The organism is Pedobacter montanisoli, from assembly GCF_022809115.1.
Classification (GTDB): domain Bacteria; phylum Bacteroidota; class Bacteroidia; order Sphingobacteriales; family Sphingobacteriaceae; genus Pedobacter; species Pedobacter montanisoli.
The window spans coordinates 826,355-845,791 of record NZ_JALGBH010000001.1 but is presented as its reverse complement, the minus strand read 5'-3'; the positions used below and the strand labels follow the sequence as shown (position 1 = coordinate 845,791).

General features: G+C 36.9%; 18 protein-coding genes. 11 read left to right on the top strand and 7 right to left on the bottom strand.

The window, feature by feature from the left end; all coding sequences use genetic code 11:
• Positions 1-139 precede the first annotated feature (139 nt).
• The 7 genes from MMF97_RS03750 to MMF97_RS03720 all read left to right on the top strand — a co-directional run bounded on the left by MMF97_RS03750 (position 140) and on the right by MMF97_RS03720 (position 10,466).
• Entirely contained in the window at positions 140-1,441 is a 1,302-nt protein-coding gene (locus MMF97_RS03750) for a glycosyltransferase family 2 protein (RefSeq protein WP_243359317.1), read from the top strand.
• On the top strand, positions 1,422-4,295 hold the full coding sequence (locus tag MMF97_RS03745) for a tetratricopeptide repeat protein (RefSeq protein WP_243359316.1): 2,874 nt from the start codon (positions 1,422-1,424) through the stop codon (positions 4,293-4,295). The genes MMF97_RS03750 and MMF97_RS03745 overlap by 20 nt, the downstream gene beginning before the upstream one ends.
• Before the next feature lie 2 nt (positions 4,296-4,297).
• Positions 4,298-6,439 carry a DUF4838 domain-containing protein gene (locus MMF97_RS03740; RefSeq protein ID WP_243359315.1) on the top strand — a complete coding sequence of 714 codons (2,142 nt, stop codon included), beginning with the start codon at positions 4,298-4,300 and terminating at the stop codon, positions 6,437-6,439.
• Complete coding sequence (locus MMF97_RS03735) at positions 6,420-7,001, top strand: DUF1573 domain-containing protein (protein WP_243359314.1); 582 nt, start codon at positions 6,420-6,422, stop codon at positions 6,999-7,001. The genes MMF97_RS03740 and MMF97_RS03735 overlap by 20 nt, the downstream gene beginning before the upstream one ends.
• 77 nt (positions 7,002-7,078) lie before the next feature.
• A complete protein-coding gene (locus tag MMF97_RS03730) occupies positions 7,079-9,595 on the top strand; it encodes a glycoside hydrolase family 9 protein (RefSeq protein ID WP_243359313.1) in 2,517 nt (838 codons plus the stop codon).
• 68 nt (positions 9,596-9,663) lie between these two features.
• Positions 9,664-9,849, top strand: a complete 186-nt coding sequence (locus MMF97_RS03725) for a hypothetical protein (RefSeq protein ID WP_243359311.1) — start codon at positions 9,664-9,666, stop codon at positions 9,847-9,849.
• Positions 9,850-9,890: 41 nt separating this feature from the next.
• Positions 9,891-10,466, top strand: a complete 576-nt coding sequence (locus tag MMF97_RS03720) for a DUF2911 domain-containing protein (RefSeq protein WP_243359310.1) — start codon at positions 9,891-9,893, stop codon at positions 10,464-10,466.
• A 15-nt stretch (positions 10,467-10,481) separates the two neighbouring features.
• Here the strand turns inward: MMF97_RS03720 and MMF97_RS03715 are convergent, their stop codons facing one another.
• The 4 genes from MMF97_RS03715 to MMF97_RS03700 all read right to left on the bottom strand — a co-directional run bounded on the left by MMF97_RS03715 (position 10,482) and on the right by MMF97_RS03700 (position 12,568).
• Positions 10,482-10,973, bottom strand: a complete 492-nt coding sequence (locus tag MMF97_RS03715; RefSeq protein ID WP_243359309.1) for an anti-sigma factor — start codon at positions 10,971-10,973, stop codon at positions 10,482-10,484.
• Positions 10,974-10,978: 5 nt separating this feature from the next.
• Complete coding sequence (locus MMF97_RS03710) at positions 10,979-11,560, bottom strand: RNA polymerase sigma factor (protein ID WP_243359308.1); 582 nt, start codon at positions 11,558-11,560, stop codon at positions 10,979-10,981.
• 47 nt (positions 11,561-11,607) lie between these two features.
• Complete coding sequence (locus MMF97_RS03705) at positions 11,608-11,937, bottom strand: DMT family transporter (RefSeq protein ID WP_243359307.1); 330 nt, start codon at positions 11,935-11,937, stop codon at positions 11,608-11,610.
• Between the two features lie 64 nt (positions 11,938-12,001).
• Positions 12,002-12,568 (bottom strand): Crp/Fnr family transcriptional regulator, encoded by a 567-nt coding sequence (locus tag MMF97_RS03700; RefSeq protein WP_243359306.1) that lies wholly within the window; start codon positions 12,566-12,568, stop codon positions 12,002-12,004.
• 149 nt (positions 12,569-12,717) lie between these two features.
• Here MMF97_RS03700 and MMF97_RS03695 point away from each other — a divergent pair, with 149 nt between their 5' ends.
• Positions 12,718-13,074 carry a DUF6249 domain-containing protein gene (locus MMF97_RS03695; protein WP_243359305.1) on the top strand — a complete coding sequence of 119 codons (357 nt, stop codon included), beginning with the start codon at positions 12,718-12,720 and terminating at the stop codon, positions 13,072-13,074.
• A gap of 127 nt (positions 13,075-13,201) precedes the next feature.
• A complete protein-coding gene (locus MMF97_RS03690; protein WP_243359303.1) occupies positions 13,202-14,599 on the top strand; it encodes a DUF4932 domain-containing protein in 1,398 nt (465 codons plus the stop codon).
• An 8-nt stretch (positions 14,600-14,607) separates the two neighbouring features.
• Here MMF97_RS03690 and MMF97_RS03685 read toward each other — a convergent pair whose 3' ends face one another.
• The 3 genes from MMF97_RS03685 to MMF97_RS03675 are packed head-to-tail and all read right to left on the bottom strand — an operon-like array spanning position 14,608 to position 16,725.
• Positions 14,608-15,036 carry a hotdog fold thioesterase gene (locus tag MMF97_RS03685; RefSeq protein WP_243359295.1) on the bottom strand — a complete coding sequence of 143 codons (429 nt, stop codon included), beginning with the start codon at positions 15,034-15,036 and terminating at the stop codon, positions 14,608-14,610.
• Complete coding sequence (locus MMF97_RS03680; RefSeq protein ID WP_243359292.1) at positions 15,033-15,536, bottom strand: DinB family protein; 504 nt, start codon at positions 15,534-15,536, stop codon at positions 15,033-15,035. Before MMF97_RS03680 ends, MMF97_RS03685 begins: the two co-directional genes overlap by 4 nt.
• The gene (locus MMF97_RS03675) at positions 15,517-16,725 is read right to left on the bottom strand and encodes a sensor histidine kinase (protein ID WP_243359290.1); all 1,209 of its coding nucleotides are present in this window, start codon (positions 16,723-16,725) and stop codon (positions 15,517-15,519) included. The genes MMF97_RS03680 and MMF97_RS03675 overlap by 20 nt, the downstream gene beginning before the upstream one ends.
• 115 nt (positions 16,726-16,840) lie before the next feature.
• On the opposite strand from MMF97_RS03675, the gene gltX reads away from it, so the two are divergent.
• Together gltX and ypfJ are read left to right on the top strand one after the other, a co-directional pair.
• Entirely contained in the window at positions 16,841-18,346 is a 1,506-nt protein-coding gene (gene gltX, locus MMF97_RS03670) for a glutamate--tRNA ligase (protein WP_243359288.1), read from the top strand.
• A gap of 96 nt (positions 18,347-18,442) precedes the next feature.
• Positions 18,443-19,267 (top strand): KPN_02809 family neutral zinc metallopeptidase, encoded by an 825-nt coding sequence (gene ypfJ, locus MMF97_RS03665; protein WP_243359286.1) that lies wholly within the window; start codon positions 18,443-18,445, stop codon positions 19,265-19,267.
• The last annotated feature ends 170 nt before the right edge of the window (positions 19,268-19,437 follow it).

Genomic DNA, 19,437 nt, shown 5'->3' with positions numbered 1-19,437 from the left:
TACCTTTGATTTTTTTGAGTACTTCGTTTTTTTCTACTCCACCATGCTTTTCTTGTTGTATGGTGTATTAGGAGCTTTTGCGTTCGTTAATATTATTCGCTACAAAACATACAATTCAAGGCTTGATGACGACTATCTGATGAATTCTTCGTTAACGCCGGGTATTTCTATTGTGGCCCCTGCCTACAATGAAGAAAAAACCATTATCGTAAACGTAAATTCGCTCTTAACTTTAAAATACCCACTTTTTGAAGTAATTATTGTTAACGACGGCAGTAAGGATAAAACCCTTGAACTACTGATCAAGGAGTTTGAGCTTGTAGAAACACCTTACGCTTATGTTGAGCGTATCAAAACCAAGCCTTTTAAACGAATATTTAAATCTACCAACCCTAAATATTCTATCTTAACCGTAGTAGATAAAGAGAATGGTGGTACAAAAGCCGATGCTTCTAATGCGGGTATTAATGCAGCTCAATATCCATACTTCTTATGTACAGATGTAGATTGTATTCTGGATCGTAACACTATGTTGCGGATGATTAAACCTATTTTAAACTCAAAAACTCTTACTATTGCTGTTGGTGCTACCTTACGCATGTCTAACAGTTGCGATGTGGAAGACGGAGTAATTAAAAGGGTTAGGCCGCCAAGAGGCCTTGTGGCACGTTTTCAGGAGCTAGAATACCTTAGAGCATATCTTTTTGGTAAAATGGGCTGGAGCCTTATTAATTGCGTCCCTAACATTTCTGGTGGCTTGGGGCTTTTTAATAAGGAAGTTGCGATAGATGCCGGTGGATATGATGGCGAATCGCATGCCGAGGACATGGATCTTTTGACCAAAATGGCCTCTCACATGATCAATAACAAAAGAAATTACCGCATTCAGTATATCCCAGTGTCTTGCTGCTGGACAGAAGGACCTCCAAATCTCAAGATTTTATCAAGACAACGTGTAAGATGGGCAACAGGACTGGCGCAGTTATTTTTGGTGCATCGTAAAATTCTATTCAATTACAGGTTTAAAAAATTAGGCCTTGTAATTTTTCCATTTATTTTTGTTTTTGAGTTTTTAGCACCAATTATTGAGTTATTGGGCTTTATTTGGTTCATTTTATTGATACTGAAAGGCGATGTAAACTGGCATACAGCAGGTTATATTTTTCTATATGCCTATTCATTTGCAGTTTCTATTGGGACTTTAGTTATTTTATTTGATAATTTTGTACAAAGGCAATATAAAACGTTTTATGAAACCTTAAAACTTTGGATCTTGATATTTCTCGAAGGCTTCATATATCACCCTCTGCTCATTTTCTTCTCGATTAAGGGATATTTCAATTATTATACCTCAAAAGAAGTAAAATGGGGCACAATGACCAGACAAGGTTTCGACAACAAAAAACAGGCTAACAAATCCAATGAACAAACATCTATATAATATTTTAAAAGTTGTGATCATCTGTTGCATTACGCTGATACAGGCAGGTATCTTATTGGCGCAGGATTCTTCAGATGAATTTTACACGCTGGCCCGGGCAGCTGGCGAAAGGGGTAAATATACCCAGGCTTTAGAATACTGCGAAAGGGGATTGAAAAAATCGCCTTTAGACATGGACTTGCAAGAGTACTTAGGTAAATGTTATATGGAAGTTGGTCAGTTAGATAAAGCCCGCATTATTTTGCTCGATGTACTGAAAAAAAGCCCTAAAAGAGTTGATGCCCGGCATTACCTGATCAATATAGAAACACAAACCAAGCGCTATTATAGTGCTGTTTGTTACGTAAACGAGCTTTTAGAGATCACACCTTATAGTAAAACACTCTGGTTAAAAAAAATCAATCTTTACAACCTCATGGATAACAAGATTGAGGCTAACCGCTCTGCAAAGAGGCTCTACCAAATATTTCCTAATGATAATGATGTAAAAAGTATCTATAACCAGTATTTAAGAGAAGATGCGTTAAAATTAACCCGGGAAAGGGATCTATTCAGAGCTTCTAATCAATATGAAAAGATTATTGAACTCGAATCTAACGATCCTGATATTTATTTAAACCTGATCAACACCTATTTAAAGCTGGGTAATTATGTGGAAGCATTGACCATTGCCGACATAGGCCTACAAAAGCTTCCAAACAGTAATGCTCTTTTTGATAAAAAGATAGGCATTTTAGAAGAACAGAACGAATATCAGAAAGCGATTGACCTGTTACAGGCTAAATTAAGAAAAGGAGAATCTCCACAGTATCGTCGTGCATTAAACTATTTAACTATACGTGCGGCAGAATATTACAAAAATACCGACCCTTATGTGCTATATGGCAAGGTATATGCCCAAAACCCCGGCAACCAAGATGCCTACAATTTCTTAGTGAATACGGCCATAACTCGTGGCTATACCCAAGATGCTGAAGAACTATTGAAAAAAGGGTTAAAATCTAATCCTAATTCAAAAATACTGCTTACAAAGCTGTTAACCGTATATGAAATTCAGAAGGATTGGGAAAAAATCGGAAACATTGTAAACAAGCTTTATACTCTGTACCCCAATGATACAGATATTAAAGAAAGCTATTACGCCTGGTCTTACCAGAAAGCAAAATTAGATTTCAGCGAACAGAACTACAAAGAAGCGCTTTGGGGCTTCCTAAAAGTATCTCAATCGCCAGAATACAAACGCTATGCTAACCAGTACATCTTCAATATCCATGCACAAAGAGGCAATTATGACGATGCGCTTAATACCATAAATGGAATGATCAAGGCATATCCACAAGAAAGTCAATATGTTTTGAATAAAGTGGATTTGCTGATGAATATGGGCGAAAATGAGGAAGCTTATAATTTGGCAAAATCATACCAAAAAGAATATCCTAACAGCCCTGAATACGCTCAAATGACCAAAGATGCTGCTGTAGGGTTTATCAAATATCTTAATAACAATCAAGATTTTGCGAGGGTCAAAGTTGTAGCAGACGAACTTATTACCTCAGACCCTAATAACATACAAGCTTATAATTACGCTGTAGGCGCAAGGGTAGCCATGAAAAATTACGATGAGGCATTAGATCTGTTACAAAAAACCATTGTCTTATATCCTTCATCAAAAGACCTGAAATTAAAATTAGCAGGTATTTATGCCGAAACGGATAAGCATGAACAGGCAGCCGGATTGCTTAAAGACCTGAGAGTAAAATATCCTTATAACGATACCCTTAAAAACAGCCTGGTAGAAGAACTTATGCTGTATGCTAAATCTACAGACGAGAAAAAAGAGTTTGATAAGAGCAAGCAGCTTTATGGAGAAGTGATCTCTCTTGAGAAGAAAAGTCAGGATGCAGCTATTAAATTATCTAATATTTACTTGGATGAGAACAAAGTTGACAGCGCTATGCTGGTTGTAGATAACAGTTTAAATAACAATCCCGATTATCCTGATCTGCTTTTCCAAAAAAGTGTTGTATATGAAAAAATGGGCGATTACAAGCAAGCCAAAGAATACCAGGCACGTTTTGTGGCACCTTTAAACAAGCCTAAACAACATTTAGAAAGACTTGACGAGCTTGAAGGTAAGTCGCTTGATAATCAAGTAAATATAAGTTATCTAAGAGCACATACAGACTCTGCGCTGTTCAATACCTCCGTGGCTTCATTAGAATACCTGAAGGCCACAAAAAACAAGATGAATACTTATGTAGCAAGAGTTAACTATGCTGCAAGGAGTAATGGAGTAGGCTTGCAGGGTGAAGTAGATTGGTACCATTCATTTAAGAACAAATCTAACTTCTTAGCCAATGTGGGTGTTTCCAATCAGTTCTTCCCAAGCTTTAAAGCAGCATTTTCTTTTTATCAGCCATTTGCCAAAGCTTGGCAGGCAGAAATTGGTGCCCGTTATGCACGCCTTCCAAATAAAGACAACTTTATTACCGGAATTGTAGGCTTAGAACGGCAGTTTAACAATGTATGGTTAAACGGAAAGCTGCATGTAATGAGCGATGGTAACAAAATGTACAACAATATTCTGGCGCAGTCGAGGTTTTACATGAAAAATGAGAAGAATTACATTATGACCATGGCATCGGTTGGTAATGCACCTGAAGACCCTCGTTTAGATTTCCAGGTAAATACCTTCCTTTCGTATGTAAATACAATGGTTGGAGCCGGATATTTTCATTACATTAACAATAAAACATCAATAGGAGCCATTGGAAACTGGTATAATTATAAAACTTCACCAAATTCATACCTAAACCAGTATAATATCTACTTAACCGTTAGGACTAAGTTTTAGAAATGTTTAAAAAATTGTTGTTCTTATTAATTACACAGCTTTTGCTGGTTGGTTGCGCAAATTCAAAAGATTTTGTGCTTTACAGGAACAACAGTGCCTTACCTTTGGTAATTGCCACAACCCAACACGAATTAAGGGCGGCTACGCAGTTTCAGCAGCTTTTTAAAATCGCAACGGGAAAAAACATTGAAGTAAAAAATAATGGAACGAATATAGGCGACAGAAAAAATATTGCACTTGTTATAGATCCTGATTTTAACCCTGATTCTTTTCGCATTTATATTGAGGAAAATACACTTTACATTAAAGCAATTGATTTAAACCAGCTTTTAACCGGGATTTCGATATTTTTTTCGGATTATGTTGGGCTTACGCAATTTGACACTCCAAAAACCTTTTCGAATCTTACAGAAATTAAAGTAGATCAAAGCTTAAATTATACATCGAAATACGACTTTGAATATAGGGAGCCTTATTTCGCCCAAAACTTCAATCCTGATTTCAGGCATTGGAACAGTACACAAAGTATAGAAGACAAATGGGCTTTATGGGGTCATAACATTGCAAAAGCGATCAAGGTAACTCCACAGATGCTCGCTAAAATAAACGGCAAAACAAATGACGAGCAATTTGATTTTAGCAGTAAAGAGCTGGAAAAAGCATTGAGTGATTATATTTCGCAAAAATTAGAGAATGATCCGGGCGTAAATCACTTTATGATCATGCCTAACGACAATGAGATTGTATGTCTATGCGAGGTCTGTAAAAAAGAAGGAAATACAGAAAATAATGCCAGTCCGGCCGTTTTTGCCTTACTTAATCGCTTAGCAGACAAGTTCCCTAAGGCTGTTTTCTTTTCTTCGGCCTATGTAACTACCCAAACGCCACCAAAAACCAAATTAAAAACCAATACTGGTGTTATGATCAGCACCATGTCTTTTCCAAAAGGCATTATTCTAGAAAAAAGCCCTAAAATTGCTTCGATTAACCGCATTTTTGACGATTGGAAAGCCATAACGGATAAAATATACCTTTGGGATTACGCCATTAATTTTGATAATTATTTCGAATTTTATCCTACCCTACTTATTCAACAGCAAAATCTTATCTATTACAAAAGCAAAGGAGTTAACGGCGTATTTATGCATGGCAGTGATGAAGGTAATTTTGTCGCTTTCGGAGATTTAAAAGCCTATATCTACGCCCAGCTTTTTAAAAATGTAAAAACAGATATAGAAAAAGAAATTAAGCTATTCTTTAACAAACAGTATCCTAAAACCGGAGTTATTTTATCTAATTATTACCTCAATACCGAACAAACTGCTTTGAAATCAAATAAAGCAATTGATATTTATGGAGGAATACAACAATTTAAAAATAAATACCTTAACTTAATTGATTTAAATAATTTATTCAATAATATTTCTACCCTTTATCCATCTGCAGATGTTGAAGAGCAGAAAAAGCTGAACCTGGTTTTGGCATCTGTGTCTTTTCAAGAATTGGAGCTTTTGCGTACAAATGGGGTGAGTGAAAACGGCTATGCAATTCCGGCAAATAATGCTTCTGTTTCTATAAATGAGCAGACTACAGCGGCTTTAAAAAGCTTTAAAGATTTTTCAGCAGCTTGCAATTTAAAAACTTATAATGAAGCTGGCCTATCGGTTATCGATTACCTTAAACAATGGCAAAATCTGCTCAATCAACCTTACAGAAATCTATTGTATGGAAAATCGTTAAAAGTCCTTTCAAAATTAGACGAAGATTACCCAATCATTAAGATGTTAAATGATGGTGCTTTTGGCTTTACAGATTATTACAACAACTGGCTTATTTCAACCGTTGAGCCGCTTAAGGTAGAAATGGCTACACAAGACGTTTCAGAGGCATCATGGCTGGAAATGCACTTTTTAGTTGACAAAAAGCATCGTATTTATGCGCCGGAAAGCGTGGTGTTAACCTTAGATGGGAAATCTCAGGAGTATAAGCTTAAAGAAGAGGATTTTACCAGCCCAACAGGCATACAGAAAATAAGAGTTCCGGTAAAGATCCCCAAAACGACACAATCCGTAACTTTAAGTGTTAAAAAGAAACCAGAATTTGAAAAAAGGGCAATAGCCTGCGATGAAATCATATTTAATTAATTTTACAACAATGGCCTTATCTCATTTAAAAAATATAAAATTCAATCTAACCGGTTTACTGGTAGTTTTGATTGCGCTTTTGCAAAGTTGTGCACCCAAAGATCTGCCTTTAACCACGCTTAAGATTGAAGATCCTGTAAGGAAATACTATCCTATTTTACAGGGACAAAAACAGCAGATCATTGTTAAGGTTACCAATACAGGCAAAAATCCTCTGAAAATATATGATGTATATCCTTCTTGTGGATGTACCATAGCCAAATACCCTAAAAGAGCCATACCAGCCGGAGATACGGGAACGCTTGTGCTGGAATATGATAGCAATAAAAATATTGGATATGTAGGCATACATACTACTTTAAAGACCAATACCAAAGAAGGATGGCAGTCTTTCTTTTTTGAAATCAATGTGGTACCAGATCCTCACTATACGCCAGATTATGAAGAACTTTATGCCGAATACCAGAAAAACAATCGAGATTTGGTACAACAGCTGGTTGATGGTAAAACCAATGAAAGGGGTTACGAAGTTCCAGGTAGCGAACGCAGTAAGTTTCAATAAATCTCATATCTTCTCCAAATCCTGATTTGTAAAAAAAGCCTATATTTATTGGCTTATACACTTTTTTACGAACCATAATGAAGAAGAAATTATTGTATGCCTTTTGTATGATCGGGCTGCTTACTTTAAGCACAGCTTTAACATCAAAAACAAATCACGAAGATAAAAGCTGGATAAGAATTAACCTTTTAGGTTACAAGCCCGATGGCATTAAAGTAGCCGTATGGGCTACAAAATCTGACTATATTCCGCAGCGTTTCGAGCTGGTAGATAAAAATACTGGAAAAACGGTTTACACATCGTCCAAAATCAAAACTTTTGGCAAATATGGTCCCTTCTCTCATTCTGCTCGATTAAATTTTTCTGATTTTAAAACTCCTGGTCGTTATTTCTTAAAAGCGGGAAATATCATTTCTCCCGAAATCATTATAAACAAAGATGTTTACAAAGGCGCAGCCGATTTTACGTTACGTTATATGCAACAACAACGTTGCGGCTTTAACCCTGTGCTAAAAGACAGTTGCCACACGCATGACGGCTTTATGGTTTATGGTGCCAAAGGTGGCTTAAAAGACAGCACACACTTTGATGCTGTAGGTGGGTGGCACGATGCCAGCGATTATTTACAATACAGCACAACTACCGCAAATGCGGCTTACCATCTTTTAATGGCTTATCGTGATTTTCCACTTGCTTTTCAGGATATAAAACAGGCAAATGGACTGGATGGTAAAAACAATATTCCCGATGTTCTTGATGAAGCTAAATGGGGATTAGAATGGATGGTAAAAATGCATCCTAAACGCAACATCATGTTTAACCAATTGGCAGATGACCGCGATCATATTTCTATGCGCATTCCTAAAGAAGATAACCAGTATGGAAAAGGCTTTGAGCGCCCATTATATTTTATTGACGGAGAAAAACAACAGCGCGGAAAATTCTTAAACGACACGAAAGGAACCAGTTCTACCGCAGCCAAGTTTACCAGTGCATTTTCTTTGGGTAGTACGCTTTTCAAAGATATTGATCCGGGCTTCTCTACTAAATTATCAGAGAAATCTGCTTCTGCTTACCAGTATGCCAATATCAAAAAAGGTGTTACACAAACTGTATCTGTAAAATCGCCATACATTTATGCGGAAGATAACTGGGTAGACGATATGCAACTGGCTCTTGCCAATCTAGGCTTAAAAGCTAGTGCGGCTGAGAAAAAGAACTATCTTGATTCTGCTTTCTATTATGCACAGCAGGAAAAAATAACACCATGGCTGGTTAATGATACTGCCGCTCACTATCAATGGTATCCCTTCATCAATTTAGGACATTATGAATTGGCCAAGCAATCTGAAGGAAATCGCAAACAACAACTGATCGGTTTTTATAAACAGGGAATTGAGCATGTTTGGAACCGAGCCAAAGAAAATGCCTTTTACCGTGGCATTCCTTTTATCTGGTGCAGCAATAATTTAACCGTATCATTTGCCATTCAATGTTTCTGGTATAATAAAATAAGTGGCGATGATACTTTTAGTGAACTTGAACAGGCCAATTTCGATTGGATTTTTGGTTGTAACCCCTGGGGAACCAGCATGGTATATGGTTTACCTTCGTGGGGCGATACGCCCAAGAATCCGCACTCTGCTTTTACACATTTAGGTGGTTATCCGATAGACGGAGGATTAGTTGATGGCCCGGTTTATACCAGCATTTTCAAAGGCTTAATAGGCATACAGCTTACCAAAGATGACGAGTATGCTGATTTTCAGAGTGATTTAGCTGTTTATCATGATGATTATGGAGACTACAGTACCAATGAACCAACTATGGATGGAACAGCTTCGTTGATTTATTTGCTAGCCGCACAAGATCAAAAAGTTAAAACCGAATCTGTCTATGGTGCCATTACCCGTGGAGATGTCAATGATAAAAAACTGGCCATTGTATTTACAGGAGATGAATTTGCCGATGGAGGTGAAACTATTCAAAAGGTTTTACAGCAACATAAAGTACAAGCTTCTTTTTTCCTTACCGGTAATTTCTACCGCAATCCAAAATACGCTACTTTAATTAAAAAACTTAAAACAAGCGGACATTATTTAGGCCCACATTCAGATCGTCATTTGCTTTATAACGATTGGAAAAACCGGGACAGTATGTTGGTTAGCCGTACCGAGTTTGACCGCGATTTAAATGCAAATTACGCCGAGATGAAAAAATTTGGCATAGAAAGAAAAAATGCACAATATTTCCTCCCTCCTTATGAATGGTATAACCAGGAGGTGGCCAGCTGGACCAAAGAACAAGGCTTACAATTAATTAATTTTACGCATGGCACCCGCTCAAATGCAGATTATACTTATCCTGAAATGGGAAAATCTTATGTAAACAGTAACGATATTATGCAATCTATACTCAACTATGAGCAGAAAAACGCAAATGGTTTAAATGGGTATATCTTACTGCTACATATCGGGACAGACCAACGCAGAAAAGATAAATTTTACAACAAGCTGCCCAATCTATTACAATATCTTAAAGCCAAAGGCTATAAACCGGTAACCATAAATCAGCTATTAAGCCCTGCAAATTAAATTTTTAGATTAACCAATATTAAATTAAATAATTACCTTTGCTCAAAATTACATTACTTTAAAATAAGATGAGTTCACAAGAAAATAACAAAAACAACTTTGATTGGATTTGGTATGTTTTAGGTATGATTACCTTTGTACTTGCATTTTCTGCAGTAACCCTACACATTGGTTATTTATTTTTAGCTGCAATTTTAGGTCTAATTTTTGGCGGAGTTTTCCTTGAGAAAATAGTTAAAGGCCGTCACTATTAATCGACACTAAAAAAGCTGTTAAAACGTTTTATTTTCATTGTATGAAAAAATTTTCGTTTTTAGTAGTACTAACATTTAGTGCACTAAGCTTATTTGCTCAATCGCCAAAAACAGGTGAAACACTATCATTTCCGCAGGTTGACGGTAGTCCCTTAGACGTAGTTTATTATCCGTTAAACACAACCAAAGCAAAAGAGAATACCGATCCGGTTATACGTGTTTTTTATTCTCGTCCTTTTAAGAAAGGGAGAGAAATATTTGGCGTTTTGGAGCCTTTTGATAAAGTTTGGCGTTTAGGTGCTAATGAAAGTACAGAAATCGATTTTTTTAAGCCTGTTTTTATCAATAATACCAAGATCAAACCTGGACGTTACAGTTTATTCGCCATTCCGGGAAAAGACAAATGGACTTTAATCGTAAATAAACAAACTGATAAATGGGGTGCTTTTTCTTATGATCAATCCAAAGATATAGTAAGAATAGAAGTTCCTGTTGAAAAGCCGAGCAAGGTAATTGAGGCGCTTTCAATGACCTTTACTGAAGCTGAGGATGCTACAAATCTCATTATAGGCTGGGACAATACACAAGTATCTATACCCATTAAGTTTAAGAAATAATAAAAAGGGAAGCGATCAGCTTCCCTTTTTTTGTGTCATATTTTGTTTAAGCTTACCATCTATAAAAGATAAGATGAGACCCGCTAAAGCTAAACTAACGGTACAAATAACTACATTAAGAAATACGCTGTTTAACTTCGAGAAATCAAAATTCATACTGAATAATGGAGTGGTATCTTCAGAAGCTGAAGGAGAAGAAAGTACGCCATAAATTAACCAGCCCGATATTACAAGCACAAAAAATGCAGCAATACCATAAATAATTCTGGTGTCTAATTTGGTTTTTAAGGGTGCCGGTAGCGTCTGCTCATTAACCTCCTCCATTACATTCCTTAAAAAAGACATAGAGGGTTCTTCCAGCTCCATTCCTTTAAGTTCCTCATTAAGTTTAAGCAGTTCTTCATAAAGCATTGCGGCTTTAGAATCTGTTTGCAAAAGGATTTCAACTTCTGCCCGCTCATCAGCAGGCAAAGCCCCGTCAATATAGCTCCAAATTTTTTCTTCCATTGCGATCATATTAAGTCCTCCACTTCATCGCCTAATACCATTTTCAGGCGTTCCTTTAATCTTTTTCTGGCTCGGTGTAATTTAACCTTAACCGTATTTGCGTGCATCCCCAACGAAGAGCCAATTTCTTCCAGACTTTGCTCTGCTTTATAAAACAGTGTAAGTATGGCTGCATCATCAGGTAAAAGAGCTTGTATACTTTCTTCTAACAAGATACTGATATTTTTGCGTTCAATAAGATTTGAATCAAAACTGCTATCAGGATTTGCGATCTGTATATACGCTTCATCTGCTTCTATTGGTTGCGTATCTAACCTTTGCCTGCGTAAAAAAGTCATTGCGGTTGTATAGGTTATCGTGTATAACCATGTAGAGAATTTAGCTGTTTTTTTAAAGGTTCCCAATGCCTTATAGGCCTTAACAAAGCAATCCTGCGCTATCTCCTCTGCATCTTCACGTTTTTTCACATATCTTAATGCCAAAGAAAAAACAAGCTTTTGGTGTCGTTTAACCAAAATAGCATACTTTTTCGTATCTCCCTCAAGTACGGCTTCTATCAATTCTAAGTCTGTTTCAATATGCGGCATAAGATGTGTATATGACGCAGCAAAGCCTGATGAGGTTACACTTAAAATTAGGCACCTTTGGTTTCGGCAAAAAATTTAAGTCCGCCAATAGAAAGAATCAACGTCGAAATAAAGAAAACACGCCAAAAATTTACCGGTTCTTTAAAGAAAAGTATTCCTATCAAAACAGTACCCACAGCACCTATCCCGGTCCATACGGCATAAGCTGTACCCATTGGCAATACTGTGGTAGCTTTGTTCAGGAAAACAAAACTCATGGTTGCGCAAATAAAAAAACCTATTGCCCATTTAAGGTTACTGAAGTTATTTGAAAGTTTTAAGCAAGTTGTAAAACCTACTTCCAACATTCCTGCTATAATTAAATATATCCAAGCCATTTTTTTATTTTTTTTGCAAAAGTGGCGCTTAATTCTCTTTTTTCTTTTAACAAATGATAAAATTTTACCTGATCCCTGCTCTGATTCTGCTCAAACTTACTTGCGTTATGCCCAAATAAGAAGCAATGTAACCCAGTTGCACTCTTTTAATTAGAGAAGGGTGTCTTTGCAACAGCTCCTCATAACGTTCGGTTGCTGTTTTAAATAAATAGCCAATAAAACGCTCTTCTGTATGTAACAATTCCTGTTCTGCAAACTTACGCCCCCAATTGGCCAATAAAATATTATTAGCATAAATAGCATTAAGCGAAGTATTAGATATTCTATACAGAACACTATCTTCGAGCATTTCTATGTATTCATATCCAGGAGTATTTTTAAAGGAGCTCATAAAAGAAACCATTATAGTTCCTTCTTCACCAAACCAAATGGTTTGCTGGCCTTTCTCGGTATGGCAATAAGCTCTGGCTATACCTTTCTCTATAAAGTAAATATACTTTTCTACCTGATCTGCACTGATAACAACTGTATTCTTAGAGACTTCCACTCGCTCCATTGCGGCCAAAAGAAGTTGTTCTTCTATCAATGGCAAAGAAGCTACCTGTTGAATGCTTTGTATAATATTTTTCAAGGTAAGATCATGGTTAAATTTTACAGGTATAAATTTACAGGATTATTTTTTTGTACCCGAGTGTAACCTAATCTTTTATGATGTTGTCATAAACCTCAGAACGTCGTTCATAACAAATAACAGATTAACAATTATAAAAAATTAATATTATGCCTGGAGAATTAATACCTATAACCCTTTTCTTAAGCATAGCCGTTGTTGCTTTTGCTTTCAGATATTTTATAAACCGTGAAAAAATGGCCATGATCGAAAGAGGGATCGATCCCGGGATAGCCAAGTCTATTCCAAAGCCTTTTTTAAGCCTAAAGACGGGACTTCTTTTAGTGGGCTTAGGTTTAGGACTGCTAGTTGCCATGATTTGTGTTAAATCGAGCTTTGGATCTTCTTTAAGTGGTCAGGAACCTTTACAGGTTACGGCTATCTACTTTGGTTGTGTCCTTGTTTTTGGCGGCTTGGGTCTTATTGTATCCTACGTTGTAGAAAAAAAATGGATGGATAAACAATAATCATGTTCATTGATTTGGTTCAGGCAAAATTGCTGTGGTAAGTCTGCTTACATGGGTAATTTTGCCTTTTTTATTTATGCTAAAGCATTCATTTCTAACCCAAAACATCCTTCAAAACAACAGTATAATGAAATTAATTGCAACCTTATTTTTTAGCCTTTTTGCTCTCTTAACTTTTGCACAGAAGAATACAAGCTTAGAAAAACCAAAAGTTGACGAGCGCATTGAGATTTTAAGCATTGTTTTCAGGCTTGCAGACAGCGAAGAATATAGATCAGAAAGATTTAAACTTTACAGCGATAAAATTCAGGGCTTTTATAGCCCTTTTAAAAATCATGAACTTATTCAATTCATTAAGAATTTGAGACAAAAGAACGGTGTAGGATACGATGCTGTTATGAGTATGGCCGTTTATCTTGACAATGATTTAAATCCAATCGTTAAATTTACTGATGAGATCCCTGACAAACGTTGGGGGAAAGACAATGCTTATGAATTTACCAAGCTCTTAAAGCAATTCTATAAAGACAGCAACAGCAAGCAATTTTTCGAATCCAATCAACAACTTTATGCAGAAGCAAGCAAACGCTTTCTGCCAGTATATGAACACCTTGATTTGAATTGGTACACAAAATTTTACGGGAAAGAGCCAGATGAAAAGTTTGTAATTATAAACGGACTTGGAAACGGAGGAGGAAATTACGGTCCTTCTATCACTTTACCCAGCGGAAAAAGAGAAGTTTATGCCATTATGGGAACCTGGAAAACAGACAGCTTAGGGATGGCAGATTTTACCATTAACAACTACTTTCCTACTTTACTTCATGAGTTTAACCATTCATTTATAAACCATCTTTTAGATAAAAACCCTAAACCATTTAAAAATTCGGGAGAAAAGATATTCAAAACGTTGGCTAAGGAAATGCAAAGCCAGGCCTATGCAACATGGGAAACAATGCTTAACGAGGCTTTGGTAAGAGCTGCGGTTATTAAGTACATGAAAGATCATAAATTTAACGAACAGGAAATTGAAGAAGAAACAAATGAACAGTTAAATAGAGGTTTTGTATGGATTGAAGAATTAGTTGCTGAACTTGAAAAATACGACCATCAACGAAATCAATATCCAACATTAGAAAGCTATATGCCAAAACTTATCAATGCTTACCAGACTTATGGAAAAAATATAGATATCTATGTTAAACAGCTTGATGAGAAGCGACCAAAGGTAATTTCAATTAACGAGTTTAAAAACAATGACCAAACCGTTGATGCCTCGCTAAAAAGCATTACCATTAACTTTGATCGACCACTTTTAGGGAAAGGGCGTTCTATCAATGGTATAGATAAAAGTACTTTCCCCAACTTTAAAAGTATCACCTATACAGAAGATAAAAAATCCATCATTATTGAGTGGGATTTGGAAGGCAATAAAAATTACGAATTTGTTTTAACCGGCTTAGCCTTTAAGTCTCCAAAAGGAATATCAATGAACGATTATAAAATAAGCTTTAAAACCAAATAATTATCAGATCAACCTTGAGGTTTAGGCAAAATTGCTGTGGTAAGCCTGCTTACACAAGTAATTTTGCCTTTTTCGTTATAGAGTTTTATATCCCAAACATGTGTTTTTGCACCAATATGCAAAGGTTTGCAAACGCCTTTAACATAGCCCGAACTTACTGATCGTAAATGATTGGCATTTACTTCAAGGCCTACGGCAATAAATCGCTCTGGGTTCACACATAAATAAGAGGCTATGCTACCCAGTGTTTCGGCCAGCACAACCGATGCGCCTCCATGCAGAATACCTGCCGGCTGGTGTGTACGTTCATCTACCGGCATGGTAGCACACAGATAATCCTCTCCTATTTCTGTAAAAACAATATCCAACAGCCCCCCAATATGATTTTTAGGTCGGCTATTTAATTGCTCAACTGTAACCTGCTTAAACCAGATCATAAATACCTTTCTTCAATAACATTCTTATGGTGAATAAGATGTCCCGCTATAAAATAAGCCAGAGCTCTTGGTGTAATAGGCACTCCGTTTGCAATACCTGCTCTATCAAGTTCTTCTTCATTTAATGACTTGATCAGATATAAGTTTGCAGTACGCATGGCCGCAAATTCCTCTCCTAAACTAAAAAGGCTTCTGTCCTGAAAATGCGCATGGCTTACATAGGCATCTTCATCAAAGCCCGGCAAGGGATTTTTATCTCCACGTACAAAACAAAGCATCCTGTACGCTAAAATACGTTCAGTATCTATAATATGTCCAACCAATTGCTTAATGGTCCACTTGCCTTCTGCATAAGCATAATCTCCCTTATCTGTAAGCGAGTTTATGAAATTCACAAAGTCTTTTACCTGTTTTTCTAAGGTAATTATAACATCGTCTTTTACTAAAGAGATATAAACATCTGCCCATTTTGGGTATTCATTAACTTGAGGTCGGTTCATAAGTTATACTGCTTTTTAATATTATCCTGAATGTTGTTCCTTTTCCCGGTTCTGAATCTTTTACAAAAATCTGTCCGTTATGGTAGTTCTCTACCATTCTTTTGGTTAATGATAAGCCTAATCCCCACCCTCTTTTACGTGTGGTGTATCCGGGTTGAAATACGGTATCGAACATGGCTCTTGGTATGCCTTTTCCGGTGTCACTAACATCTATAAACACCTCTTCTTTTACCAGGTTTTCAATAATGTTTACCGTTATTGTTCCTTCATTGTCGATGGCGTTTACCGCATTTTTAAGCAAATTTTCAATTACCCAGTCAAAAAGGGGTACACATAGCATGGCTCTTACCTGTTTGTCGCCTTCTATAACAAAATTGATCTTATCAGAAGTTCTGATTCTGAAATAATTGATAAAATTTTCTACCACAACATAAACCACATGATCTTCAAGTATAGGCTTAGAGCCTATTTTAGAAAAGCGATCTGCTATGATCTCTAATCGGCTGATATCGTTTTCCATTTCTGCTATCAACGAATCATCCTCTGCACTATACCTTGTTTTAATAATTTCTACCCAGGCCATTAAGGAGGATATTGGCGTGCCCAACTGGTGAGCGGTTTCTTTGGCAAGCCCTACCCAAACCTGATCCTGCTCTGCTTTACGGGCTGCGCTAAAAGCTACATAAGCTGTAAGCAAAAACAAAGCAATTACACCCAATTGTATATAAGGGAAATAGCGTAGTTGGGTTAAAATGGCAGAATCTTTATAATAAGCAATCAACGGTTCTCCATATATTCCTTTCATGGCAGTGGGCAGGTGCTGCTGCTTCATTACATTTAGTTGCTTTACAAAATACAATGAATCATATTCTTTTTGCTTGTTATCGGGATAAAGCGTTTTGGTAGAATCCAAACCATCCCAAAGATAAATTGCGCCATCCGCCTTGGTAATGATCACATCCATTTTATTGTTTTTCTTGATGGTCTCAAAAACCTCGGCCAGCATTTCATTATCATACATCTTCATGCGCTGTTCGGCCACTTTTACCCAAAGCTTAAACTGGGTAGCCTCTTCGCGCTCCATTTTTTTCACGAAGAAATCTGAATATAAGACCGAAGCGCTGCCAATTACAATGGCAAAAACCAAAAGAAAAATCTTCCACCTGCGCTTTTTTTGATATGGGTTCATTTTTATATCTGCCAATTTACAATATCAAAACGTAAAAATTACAAAAAACCTATCTTTGCAACATTAATGCTTTTGTCTTCATGATTCTAAGGCAAAACAATTAACATAACAGCTAATGAATAGACCAGTAAGAGTTAGATTTGCTCCGAGCCCAACAGGCGGATTGCATTTAGGTGGCGTAAGAACAGCTTTGTTCAATTATCTTTTCGCTAAAAAACATGAAGGTAAGTTTATATTAAGAATTGAAGATACAGACCAGACCCGCTTTGTTGAAGGTGCTGAAGAGTATATTGCTTCATGCCTTAACTGGTGTGGCCTTAATCCAGATGAAAGCCCGGAAAATCCGGGAAATTATGGGCCTTACCGTCAGAGCGAACGCAAAGCTTCTTATCGTAAATATGCCGAACAACTTGTTAAAGATGGGTATGCTTATTATGCTTTTGATACACCAGAAGAACTTAATGAGAAAAGAAATGAGATAGCCAATTTCTTATATGGTCAGAAAACACGGATGCAAATGCGCAATTCGTTAACCTTAGCCGAAACAGAAGTTAATGAACTTTTAAATTCAGGCACCCCCCATGTAATCCGTATAAAAATACCAACCGACGAGCAGGTTTCATTTAATGATATGATTCGTGGTCATGTAAGCTTTGATACAAACCTCGTTGACGATAAAGTGCTTTTAAAAGCTGATGGCATGCCAACTTATCACTTAGCAGTGGTAGTTGATGATAAAGCAATGGAAATAAGTCACGCTTTTAGAGGCGAAGAATGGTTACCTTCTGCACCTATTCATTTATTATTATGGAAATACTTAGGCTGGCAGAATGAAATGCCAGAATGGGCTCATTTACCTTTAATACTAAAACCTGATGGCAATGGTAAATTAAGTAAGCGTGATGGCGACAGGTTGGGTTTCCCAGTTTATGCCATGAACTGGACAGATCCCAAAACAGGCGATTTGACCAAAGGCTTTAAAGAGCTGGGATTTATGCCCGAAGCTTTTGTAAACATGTTGGCCATGTTGGGCTGGAATGACGGAACAGATACCGAAATTTTTACCTTAGCGCAATTGATCGCAGCTTTTTCTATAGAAAGAATAAGCAAAGCAGGTGCAAAATTCGATTTTGAAAAGGCAAAATGGTTTAACCATGAATGGATCAAACATAGCTCTGCTCAAACTTTATGGTCACAAACCCAATCGCTTTTAAGTAAATATGGAGCTACAGGCAATGAGTTTACCTTTAAAGTAATTGACCTCATAAAAGACCGTTGCACTTTGTTAGGTGATTTTGCCGCACAGGCAGGTTATTTTTTCAGTGCTCCGCAGCAATATGACGAACAAGCGGTAAAACCAAAATGGACCGCAGAAAAAGCAGCATTTTTTGAAGCTTTTTGTACCGTAATAAATGATGGCTTAAATGCGCAGGAATCAGAAAGTCTTTTCAAAGAATTGGCAGAAAAACACCAGTTAAAAGCTGGAGAAGTGATGCTTCCATTAAGAGTGATGTTGGTTGGTGGAAAATTTGGTCCCGGAGTATTTGATATTGCACAACTGTTGGGCACAAGAGAAACGGTTTCAAGAATCAGAAAAGGAATTGCTCATTTTAATCTATAGTTTGTTTGAGTTAAAGTTTAGCGTATATTTATAATGGCCCTTATCAGTTAATTGATCAGGAGAACTTGTTAATTGCAGACCATAAATTAGAAACATATGCAGTGGAAAGGAAGACGAGAAAGTGACAACGTTGACGATAGAAGAGGAAAAGGCGGTTTAGTATTAGGCGGGGGCGCAGGTATTGTCCTGGTTATATTAGGATTACTATTTGGACAGGATCTTACAGGATTAGTTAATCAGGTAAGTACAGATAACCAGCAGGTGCAACAAGCTCCTGTAAATGACGAGCAAACCAAATTTGTAAAAGTTGTGTTTGCAAGTACCGAAGATGTTTGGGAAAAAGAGTTTGAAGAAATGGGGAAAACCTATAAAAGACCCATTTTAACTTTGTTTACCGGTGCAACAACCTCTGCTTGCGGAAACGCATCTTCTGCCATTGGCCCTTTTTATTGTCCGGCTGATGAAAGAGTTTATATAGATCTTTCATTTTATGATGATCTGAAAAACAAATTTGGCGCTCCGGGCGATTTTGCCCAGGCTTATGTGATTGCGCATGAAGTGGGCCACCATGTACAAAATCTCTTAGGTACATCGGCAATGGTTGATCGGGCAAGAAGAACACTTAGCGAGGTTGAATACAACAAGCTTTCTGTTAAGCTAGAATTACAGGCCGATTTTTATGCTGGCTTGTGGGCTTACCATGCCAAAAATGATTTAAAGTTAGATCGTAACGATTTAGAGGAAGCCCTAACCGCAGCCAACGCAATTGGCGATGACAGACTACAGAAGCAATCGCAGGGAGAGATTGTTCCCGATGCATTTACACATGGTACTTCTGCCCAACGCATGTACTGGTTTAAAAAAGGTTTTGATACCGGCGATATCAGGCAGGGCGACACATTTAACGCTAAAAACCTGTAATCAAAAGGATTAAATAAAACCCGCATGTTTTAAAGACATGCGGGTTTTATTTTGTTATCAAAATCAAAACCATTCATACATCTTAATTGTTTAAAAGTATTCCGGATCTAAAGTTTACATTTTTAATTTTTATATTTAATCTTAAAATTTTTGCACCATTTAAAAGAGTT